The organism is Nocardiopsis sp. TNDT3 (assembly GCF_003427465.1).
GTDB lineage: Bacteria > Actinomycetota > Actinomycetes > Streptosporangiales > Streptosporangiaceae > Nocardiopsis > Nocardiopsis dassonvillei.
In genome coordinates this window covers 1-9,190 of the sequence record NZ_QPFC01000502.1, presented here as the reverse complement: position 1 = coordinate 9,190, position 9,190 = coordinate 1, and the positions used below count along the sequence as shown (strand labels likewise).

Annotated in this window: 9 protein-coding genes; 1 reads left to right on the top strand and 8 read right to left on the bottom strand. The window is 71.2% G+C overall.

Annotation, left to right across the window (positions count from 1 at the left end; genetic code table 11):
- Positions 1-28: 28 nt before the first annotated feature.
- Complete coding sequence (locus tag DQW06_RS13150) at positions 29-727, bottom strand: DUF2993 domain-containing protein (protein ID WP_013155349.1); 699 nt, start codon at positions 725-727, stop codon at positions 29-31.
- A gap of 251 nt (positions 728-978) precedes the next feature.
- Positions 979-2,124 (bottom strand): putative quinol monooxygenase, encoded by a 1,146-nt coding sequence (locus DQW06_RS13145; RefSeq protein ID WP_071622911.1) that lies wholly within the window; start codon positions 2,122-2,124, stop codon positions 979-981.
- Between the two features lie 247 nt (positions 2,125-2,371).
- Here DQW06_RS13145 and DQW06_RS13140 point away from each other — a divergent pair, with 247 nt between their 5' ends.
- Positions 2,372-3,160 (top strand): HAD family phosphatase, encoded by a 789-nt coding sequence (locus DQW06_RS13140; protein WP_013155351.1) that lies wholly within the window; start codon positions 2,372-2,374, stop codon positions 3,158-3,160.
- 291 nt (positions 3,161-3,451) lie between these two features.
- On the opposite strand, the gene DQW06_RS13135 is transcribed toward DQW06_RS13140, so the two are convergent.
- The 6 genes from DQW06_RS13135 to DQW06_RS13110 form a co-directional block, all read right to left on the bottom strand.
- Positions 3,452-4,390, bottom strand: coding sequence for an NAD-dependent epimerase/dehydratase family protein (locus DQW06_RS13135; RefSeq protein ID WP_013155352.1), 939 nt, complete (start codon positions 4,388-4,390; stop codon positions 3,452-3,454).
- 226 nt (positions 4,391-4,616) lie between these two features.
- On the bottom strand, positions 4,617-4,715 hold the full coding sequence (locus DQW06_RS13130) for a 30S ribosomal protein bS22 (RefSeq protein WP_013155353.1): 99 nt from the start codon (positions 4,713-4,715) through the stop codon (positions 4,617-4,619).
- A gap of 223 nt (positions 4,716-4,938) precedes the next feature.
- Positions 4,939-5,574, bottom strand: coding sequence for a histidine phosphatase family protein (locus tag DQW06_RS13125; protein WP_013155354.1), 636 nt, complete (start codon positions 5,572-5,574; stop codon positions 4,939-4,941).
- 55 nt (positions 5,575-5,629) lie between these two features.
- Positions 5,630-6,925 (bottom strand): glutamate-1-semialdehyde 2,1-aminomutase, encoded by a 1,296-nt coding sequence (gene hemL, locus DQW06_RS13120; RefSeq protein ID WP_071622913.1) that lies wholly within the window; start codon positions 6,923-6,925, stop codon positions 5,630-5,632.
- 111 nt (positions 6,926-7,036) lie between these two features.
- Positions 7,037-7,609 (bottom strand): RloB family protein, encoded by a 573-nt coding sequence (locus DQW06_RS13115; RefSeq protein WP_117198539.1) that lies wholly within the window; start codon positions 7,607-7,609, stop codon positions 7,037-7,039.
- Complete coding sequence (locus tag DQW06_RS13110) at positions 7,606-9,012, bottom strand: ATP/GTP-binding protein (RefSeq protein ID WP_117198538.1); 1,407 nt, start codon at positions 9,010-9,012, stop codon at positions 7,606-7,608. Before DQW06_RS13110 ends, DQW06_RS13115 begins: the two co-directional genes overlap by 4 nt.
- Positions 9,013-9,190 lie beyond the last annotated feature (178 nt).

Below are 9,190 nucleotides of genomic sequence, written 5' to 3'. Positions count from 1 at the left end.
GCGCCGCCGCGGGCGGCCGGGGCCGGCCTCAGACCGCGTCGGCGCCCATGAGCGGAACGTCCGAGCCGGTACCGGTGACCCGCAGGCCGCTGGAGGTGGCCTCCATCTCGGTGACGGTCAGGCCGAACGGCAGCTGCGGGGCCTGGGCGCTGAACGTGAGCATGGTCGCGGCCATGCCGCTGAGGTCGACGGGGGCGTCGCCCACCTGGACGTCGACGGGGGTGACGGTCACGGTGTCGCCCTCGACGGAGAACTCGCCGCCCGCGTTGACGGAGGTGCTGATGCCGAACTCGGGGAACGCCAGCTCACCGGTGATACGGGGCTGGCCGCCCTCGGTCGTGATGGTGATGCCCTCGGGGAGGTAGGCGTTGAAGAAGGAGTAGGGGACGGTGAAGGAGCCGTCCAGCTGCCCCGCCACCACGGTCGGCTGGTTGAGCAGGTCCGCGGGGGGCGCGTCGACCTCGGTGGCGGTGACGTCGATCTGCTCGACGGTGATGCTGTCCATGGTGGCCGAGGCGGCGGTGATGTTGACCTCGGAGTAGGTGCCGCCGACGGCCTGCGGCAGGAAGGCCCAGCCCTCGATGGACACCTCCGGCTCCTCGGCCATCTGGAGCCGCTGGGCCAGCTGGCTCGCGACCATGTTCTGCGCGAAGCTGCGTGCCCCGATGTCGGCCGCAACCACCGCGACCGCCAGGAGGATCAGGAGAACGACGAGAAACTTACGCATCGGAGATCCCAGCACACTTTCTTTCGTTCCGGCGCGCTCTCGGCTGGGTCATCCCGCCGGTCGTGGTCACACGCCATCGGCGCCCGACGGGCGCCGGTCATGGAAACCTGTCGGAAAGGCTACTTCACCACAGGTTGGACGCCCGGGGCCTTCCACCGGTTTGTCCCGACTCGACAACTAGACCGGTTCGAGACCTCTCCCGGGGCGAAAAGGGGCGCCACGGCCCCGTCCGCGGGCCTTACGGGCCCTGCTCAGCGGGGCATCAGCATGGCGGCGAGGCCGTCGCTGGCCGCCGCGCCCGCGAGGGAGAGTTCGATCACGTTGGTGGCGACCACGTGCTGGGGGCTGAGGCGGGCGAACTCCAGGACGTGCGGCTGCTGCTCGTGCTCCTCCTGCGCCAGCTCGTCGCGGTACATCGCGTAGACGATGCGCTGGAGCGGCGCGCTGGGCACCGTGTGGCAGGCGAACAGCAGCGTGTCCGGCTCGCTGTGGGAGACCTGGGCGACGAGGGCGTCGGCGATGCGGTCGAAACCCGGGCCCTGGCCGTCGGCGAGCGTGTAGATGGTGATGACGCCGCGCAGTTTGCTGGGCGGCGCCTGGCGGACCGGCGGACCGTCGTAGTAGTCGTCGTAGGGATCGGCTTGGCGACGCTTGCGGCGCACGGGCTCCTCCGGGAGTTCGTCGTCGGGGTCCGCGCCCCCGTCGTCGTAGTCGTCGTAGTAGTCGTCATCGTCGTCGTAGGGGTCGCGGCGCGGGCGCGCGGCCATGGCGGCGGCCCCCCACAGCGCGGCGACGGAGCCGAGCATCAGCAGCGGCCCCCCGAAGCCGAGGCCGAAACGGCCGACCACGACGGAGAGCAGTGCGGCCAGGCCGACCAGCCCCAGCACCGTCAGGTCGGTGCGGCGGTGGTCGGAGGCGCGCCTGGCGACCGCGACGAGCGCCGTGACGAGGAAGACCGCGACGAGGACCTGCGCGAGGTTGACGAGCGAGCGCGGGATGAGGTCGTAGTGGTCGCCCATGGCGGGGTAGGAGGCGTCGAAACGGGTGCCCACCCGGTCGACGGACAGCACCACCAGGGGGACGATGGTGAACGCGCTGAGGAACAGCCGCGAGGTGAACCGGCCGCGGGGCGAGCGGACGCCGTACTCCAGCGCGCCCCAGGCCATGTAGAGCGGGCCCAGGAGGCTGATGCCGATATGCAGCAGCCGGAAGGTGATCCCGCCGAAGTCGAACATCGCGCCGATCACGGCCGCGCTGAGGCCGATTGTCGTACCCAGTGCGGCGACGAGCCATCCGACCGTGGCCACACTGGGACGGCGCTGGGCGTACGCGGCGAGCGCGGCGGTGGCGCTCCAGCCCACCAACGCGCTTATGAATGCCAGTCCTACCGTCACCATCCCGACAATGATGCTGCACGTTAGCGGGTGGATGTGCACTAGATGCAGATTCGGGGGGCCAGTGCGGGCGGCGATCCCGCAGAGTGGAGGCCACAACGGGGATTTACACTGTGATCTTCATCACCGGGTTTGCCGCCGCATCCCAGGGGCCCCACCCTGCCCGCGGGTGGCCGTAGGCTCGCACTACGCGGGGAGCGCCGCCCCGACACCGAAGGGCCGCTTCCCCCACCCAAGCCAGGAGAGAACCGTGTCACACGACGCCGTGTCCCCGAACGCGCGCGGGGCCGCCTTCTTCGACGTGGACAACACCCTGATGCGGGGTGCGTCGATCTACCACTTCGCCCGGGGCCTGGCCTCCCGGGACCTGTTCACCACCCGCGACCTGATGCGGTTCGCGTGGGGGCAGACGGTGTTCCGGGTGACCGGCAGCGAGCAGCCCGAGCACATCAACGCCGCGCGTGAGGCCGCGCTGGCGTTCGTGGCCGGACACGACGTGAACGATCTGGTGGCGCTCTGCGAGGAGATCTACGACGACACCATGGCCGACAGGATCTGGGAGGGCACCCGGGCGCTCGTCCAGGGGCACCTGGACGCCGGGCGGCCGGTGTGGCTGGTGACCGCGACGCCGGTGGAGCTGGCCCAGATCATCCGGCGGCGGCTGGGCCTGACCGGTGCTCTGGGCACCGAGGCCGAGTGCGTCGACGGGGTGTACACGGGACGGTTGAACGGGGACCTGCTGCACGGTCCGGCCAAGGCCGTGGCGGTGCGCGCCCTCGCCCACAGGGAGGGGTGGGACCTGGCGTCCTGCTCCGCCTACAGCGACTCCTCCAACGACCTGCCGCTGCTGTCCCTGGTGGGGCGTCCGCACGCGGTCAACCCGGACACCGACCTGCGCAGGTACGCCCGCACGCACGGGTGGCCGGTGCACGACTTCCGGCGGCACCGGAACGCGCTGCGGGTGGCCGTCCCGGCCGCCGTGGGCGCGGTCGCCGGTGCCGTGGCGCTGCGCGCGGTCAGACAGAGACGGACCGGCTGAACCGGGCCGGAAGGGCTGGACACCGGAACCGAACGGCCGGGGCGCCCGGTCGGGTCGGGTGACCGCACGGGCGGGACGCCAGTGCCGTCGAGGGGCCGCCACATGGGGCGGGCCCGGGACCGGGGTTGTCCACAGGCCACGCGCGGGCGTGGCGCCGGCGGGCGACCGCCTGGTGGAATGGATCAAGGGGGCCCAGGGGCCCGGAACGCCTCATGCTGCCCGCAAAGCCCTCAGATGCGCTTTCCGGGCGTTTTGCACTGTGGGCCGGACCCAGGGCCGACCGGAGACCCCTCAGCGTCCCAGCGTGGCCCTGGCGAGGGCGAGCACGTGGACAGGCCGCAGACCGCCTCCGCGCGAGGACGTACCGCGGCGGCTGCCCGCGTAGGTCTCGAAGGCCTCCACCGAGCTGTAGGCGGGCGACCAGTCCAGCACCCGCTCCAGGGAGTCGGTGCGCATACCCGAGGTGTTGAGGCCCGCGCGCACGGCGCGGGAGGTGCTGGAGCTCGCGTAGTCGATCCGGCCGTGCTTGGCCAGGCCGCGCAGCACCCGCAGGCCGCGCGCCGGGACGGGGAGCCGCTGGCCGCCGACGCGGCGCAGGCAGTGCGAGAGGCGGACCGAGTCCTCGCCCGCCACGTCGAAGAACCCGGTGCCGTCGCTGAGCGCCATGCGCACCAGCGCCTCGGCGCCGTCGTCCTCGTGCAGGAACTGCACGTCGGGGTCGCTGCCGAGCACGGTGGGCACGAACCGCGAGTCCAGGTAACGCGTGAGCGGGGTGCTCACGGAGGGGCCGATGAGGTTGGCGAACCGCAGAACGGCCACCGACAGGTCGGGGCGGCGGCGCTGGAGGCCGCGGGTGTGCCGCTCGACCTCGGCCGCGTCGTCGGCGTCCAGGGTGGCGCTGGACCGCACCACCAGGCGCCGGACGGTGGTGGAGCGCTGGGCCGCGCCGAGCACCCGCATGGTGCCCAGGACGTTGTCCTCGCGGTTGGGACGGCCCGCGGTGTCCAGGCCCAGGTGCAGGACGAGTTCGGCGCCGGAGTCGGCGACGATCCTGTCCAGGCTCCCGTCGTGCAGGTCGACATGGGCGTACTCGACCCCCGGCGTGTCCGTGGGCGGCGGCGAGGAGTCGGCGCCGATCACCCGGCGGACCCCGGGCTCCTCGCTCAGGGTCTGCGCGACCCTGGCGGCCAGGGGTGTGGAAACCCCGGTGACGAGTACGACACGAACCATGGCGACACGTTCCTTGGGAGGAGACGGGAGCTGTTCCGGCAGGCCCGCGGACCGTTCACCCCCGGGGGTGAACCGGCGACCGCGACCCGTGAGACACAACAGCGCCTCACCCAGAAAATTCCATTGCTCCGGCAAAGGCCGGGCAAGGACGGCGGTGTCTCCGCGTCCGGGGCGTGCCTGGAGCGCGCCCGCGCCCGCGGAGAGACGACGTTCGCCGCTACCGGTCCTACTTCTTGTTGCGACGCGCGACACGCGTGCGCTTGAGCAGCTTGCGGTGCTTCTTCTTCGCCATCCGCTTGCGGCGCTTCTTGATGACGGAACCCATGGGATCACCTTCTCGCTGACGGAGGTTACGGACATGCCGCACCGCTGGGCGGTGGAAACCGGCAAGGGGCTCGGATGCGGTCACCGGAGCCGTTCGGACACCGGCGTGCCCGGGCCCGGATCGGCCGGTGCGACCGGGGTGGTGTCCCCCGGGTCCGGCGCTGGAGAGCGCGCACCTACCGCACCCGAAGGCCCAGCTTACCGTTACGGGTGCGCGCTCCGGGTCACGCCCCGGGAAGTGCGGGCTCGTCCTTGTAGAGGACGGCGGCGGGTTCCGCGTAGCTGACGCTGGTCAGCCGCTGGTCGCTGAAGGTCAGCGACGTCACGCTCGCCAGGTTGCACTCGCGCAGGTCGGGACGGTGCCAGAGGCGTTTGCCCTCGGCCGCGCGGCGGGTCATCCAGATCGGCAGCTGGTGGCTGACGCACACGGCCTCGCGGCCCCACGCCGCCCGGCGGGCGATCTTGACGGCCTCCACCATGCGCGTGACGATCTCGGAGTAGGGCTCGCCCCAGGACGGCAGGAATGGGTTGTACACCCGGCTGAACACGCGGGGATCGCGCACCGACCGCCGCGACAGGCTCATCCCCTCGAACTTGTTGGCCGCCTCGATGAGCCGGTCGTCCAGGGTGACGGGCAGGTCCGTCGCCTTCTGGAGGGGCACGGCGGTCTCCTGGGTGCGGTCCAGCGGCGAGGAGAACAGCGCCGCGATGTCGTGGCCCTCGAACCACTCCGCGGTCATCTCCGCCATCCGCTGGCCCCGGTCGCTGAGGTGGAAGCCGGGGAGCCTTCCGTAGAGCACCTTGCCGGGGTTGTACACCTCTCCGTGTCGCAGCAGGTGCACGACGGTGGTCGTCGTCATCGTGAGTGTCTTTCCTTCGGGGTCGTGGGCGTCGGGGCTGTACCGGCCCTGGGCGTCAGCCCTGGGCCTCGGCCGCGGCGCGGGCCGCCCTGGGCAGCGCCGAGACCACCCGGTCCACGGCGGCGTCGTCGTGCGCGGCGGAGAAGAACCAGGCCTCGAAGGCGGCGGGCGGCAGGTACACGCCCTGGTCGAGCATGGCGTGGAAGAACGCGGAGAAGACCGCGGTGTCGGTGGTGCGCGCGGTGTCGAAGTCGACGGCCTCCTGGTCGGTGAAGAACACCGTGAAGAGGTTGCCGCCGTTCTGGAGCCGGTGGACGACCCCGGCCTCGCCGAGCGCCTTGGAGACCTCGGCCGCCACCCGGGCGGAGACCTCGTCGATGCGGGCGTAGACCTCGGGGGTGGCCCCCCGCAGTGTGGCCAGGCCGGCGGCGGTGGCAAGCGGGTTCCCGGACAGGGTGCCCGCCTGGTAGACGGGACCGTTCGGCGCGAGGCGGTCCATGATCTCGGCGCGTCCGCCGAACGCGGCGGCGGGCAGGCCGCCGCCCATGACCTTGCCGAAGGTCATGAGGTCGGGGGCGACGCCCTCCAGGCCGAACCAGCCCGAGGCGCTGACGCGGAAGCCGGTGAGGACCTCGTCGAGGATGAGGAGGGCGCCGTTGGCGTGCGCGATCTCCTTGATCCGGGCGTTGAACCCGTCCCGGGGTGCGACGACGCCCATGTTGGCGGGGCAGGCCTCGGCGATCACGCAGGCGATCTCGTCGCCGTGCTCGGCGAAGGCTCGCTCGACGGCCTCGGGGTCGTTGTAGGGCAGCACGAGGGTGTCGGCGGCGCTGGCCCCGGTCACGCCCGGGGAGTCGGGCAGGGCGAAGGTGGCCAGGCCCGAACCGGCGGAGGCCAGGAGGGCGTCGACGTGGCCGTGGTAGTTGCCCGCGAACTTGACGATCTTGCTGCGCCCGGTGAAGCCGCGCGCGAGGCGGATCGCGGACATGGTGGCCTCGGTGCCGGAGTTGACGAGGCGGACCTTCTCCACCGGGGTGCGCTCGACGATCAGCTCGGCCAGCTCGACCTCGCCGGGGGTCGGCGCGCCGTAGGAGGTCCCGGCGTCGACCGCGCCGTGGAGGGCCTCGACGACGGCGGGGGCCGCGTGGCCGAGGATCAACGGCCCCCACGAGCACACGAGGTCGACGTACTGGCGGCCGTCGGCGTCGGTGAGGTAGGGGCCCTCGCCCCTGACGAAGAAGGGCGGGGTGCCGCCGACGGCGCCGAAGGCGCGGACGGGGGAGTTCACGCCACCCGGCACGACGGCGGAGGCACGCTGGAAAAGCTCTGCTGAAGTCTGTTGAGTACCCACCTCACCAGTGTGTCAGCTGTGTCCGGTACCAGGACCATGACCCGCCCCGCGTCGGCCGAGGACCCGGCGTCGGCGCCTGGACCGGTGTCGGGGTCAGGGGCGGTGTCGGGGTCAGGGGCGGATCAGAGCACGGACCAGCTGGTGGATCCGTGTGCTGGGGTCGCCCGTCGGCGGCAGGCGCTCGGCGCGCTCGCAGGCCTCCTGGAGGCCGTGGGCGAAGTCCTCGAAGCGGGTCCCGCCCTTGTTCCACCTCGGCAGGAGCGCCCTGAGCTCCTTCTCGGCACTGGCCCCGGTGACGAGTGCGGACCGGTGGTCCCTCAGGTGGAGGATGAGCCAGGTCTCGAAGGTGGGGGTGGAGGGAGCGGCCTCGACCCCCTCCCGCACGGCGGACGCCACGAGCGCGGCGACGTCCTCTCCGTCGGTGTCGAACACCGCCCAGCGCTCGGTGCAGTCGTCCCGCTCCGCCTCGGCCGCGCTCCTGACCACGATCTCGCGCTGGGGATGTTTGGCCTTGCGGGCGTGGACGGTGTGCAGCCGCACGTCCGGGTGCTTCTTCATCGTGTCGAAGTAGCGCTTCTCGGTCTCGCCCTCGCAGACCACGAGGTAGACGCGCCTCTCCTCGCGATGCGGCCTGCGGCGGTCGAGACTCGTCTCCCTCCGCTCCCTCTTGCGCCTCTTGCTCACGGGGCGGCTTCCTCCGACTCCCGTGACTGCTCTCGCCGGTGCAGGGCGTCCCGGAACAGTTCGTCGTCCACGTCCGGAACCGCGCCGTAGCGGCCCGTGAGGTAGCGCCGGGCGCGGTTGTCGTCCCCCCGGGGCTTGAAGTCGCTGAGCGGGTAGAGCGAGGTACGTCCCCGGTCGTCCTTGTCCACGAACCAGATGTGGTCGCGCTTGAGGACCTCCTCACCGCGTACACGTCCGAGCAGGGCCGCGTCGTGGCTGGTGAAGATCAGTTGGGCGCCCTTGGGATTGTGCTCCTCGTCCTGGAAGAGGGAGATGACCTTGGCGGAGAGATAGGGGTGGAGGCTGGCGTCGATCTCGTCGACCACGAGGGCTCCGCCCGTTTCCAGTACACGCTGGGCGTCGAAGCCGATCGTGGCGAACGCCCTGGTTCCCAGGGATTCCTCCTCCCAGAGGAGGGGCGTAGCGTTTTCTGTGCCCTGATGGCGGAAGAGGAGGGTGGATCGGCCGTGCCTGAGAAGGGTGCGCAGACTCGCCTCGAAGGCCGACGTTCCACTAGGGCCGAGCTTGGTCTGAGATCTGTCCCCGTCCTGGTCTCCTTTGAGCAGCCTCCGGGCCAACGCTCGCGTATATGGGTCGCGGAACCTTTCCTCATCGGAGGAGGAGTCCCTAGCAGAGGCGGTCCGTCCCATGGAGTCGAGATGGTCGTGGCTGAGTTCCACCGTTTCGATACCCGTGTCAGCGGACTTCAGAAGACGGCTGAGATCCGCCATGTGTGCCTCGGAGGCGCTTCCCTCACGCAACCACGCTGGATGGCCCGGCCCCCGCTCGGTGGCGGACACCAGACTCTCGGAGAACCAGCGGTAGACCGGTTCCACCTCCGCGTTCGAGGCGCGGGCGGCGACGGTGAGGAAGAGGACGTTCCGACCGGTGATCTCCTTGACCTGGCGCAGTTTCCCCGAGGTCTGGTCACCGAAGGAGAACTCCTCCCCCTCACGCTCGAACACGACGCGCTTGCGCTGCCTGGGGTAGCTGTACAGCCACTCCTCCACGACCCGCTCGCCATCGACCCCGAAGCCGTAGGTGTGGCGGACCCGGTCGATCACGAGGTCGACCACGAACGTGGAGGGCTCCTCCCGGGCGTCCGCGCTCAACTTGAAGGGGTGGCGCTGGATTCCGCTCCCCGGCTCGTTGTGGCTCATCGACCACCGGACGGTGTCCCGCATGAAGGAGAGCGCGTCCAGCAGGTTCGACTTGCCCGAGGCGTTGGCCCCGAAGACCCCCGCGACCGTGGTGGCCTCCCAGCCGGCCTCCTGCGGACGGGCGTCGTCGTAGACGGGAGTGAGCAGGAGTTGCTGCTCCTCGCGGATGGACTTGTGGTTCTCGACGCGGAAACTCAGCAGCATCGCGGCACTCTCCCCGGAAGTTGAGCGGCTTCGCCGCGTTTCGCGCGGGAAAACCACACGCGACAAGCATGCCATGAGGCCCTGCCCCGCACACGCGTGTGCCCCGCCCCCGGGGACAGGGACGGGGCACACGGAAGCTGGCTCAGTGCCGGGCGGCGTAACCGTCCCGGGCGGGGGC

Bases quoted from the DNA above. Each gene is read 5' to 3' on its own strand.
- DQW06_RS13150 (WP_013155349.1), bottom strand. From the start codon at position 727: ATGCGTAAGTTTCTCGTCGTTCTCCTGATCCTCCTGGCGGTCGCGGTG.
- DQW06_RS13145 (WP_071622911.1), bottom strand. From the start codon at position 2,124: ATGGTGACGGTAGGACTGGCATTCATAAGCGCGTTGGTGGGCTGGAGC.
- DQW06_RS13135 (WP_013155352.1), bottom strand. From the start codon at position 4,390: ATGGTTCGTGTCGTACTCGTCACCGGGGTTTCCACACCCCTGGCCGCC.
- DQW06_RS13130 (WP_013155353.1), bottom strand. From the start codon at position 4,715: ATGGGTTCCGTCATCAAGAAGCGCCGCAAGCGGATGGCGAAGAAGAAG.
- DQW06_RS13125 (WP_013155354.1), bottom strand. From the start codon at position 5,574: ATGACGACGACCACCGTCGTGCACCTGCTGCGACACGGAGAGGTGTAC.
- DQW06_RS13110 (WP_117198538.1), bottom strand. From the start codon at position 9,012: ATGCTGCTGAGTTTCCGCGTCGAGAACCACAAGTCCATCCGCGAGGAG.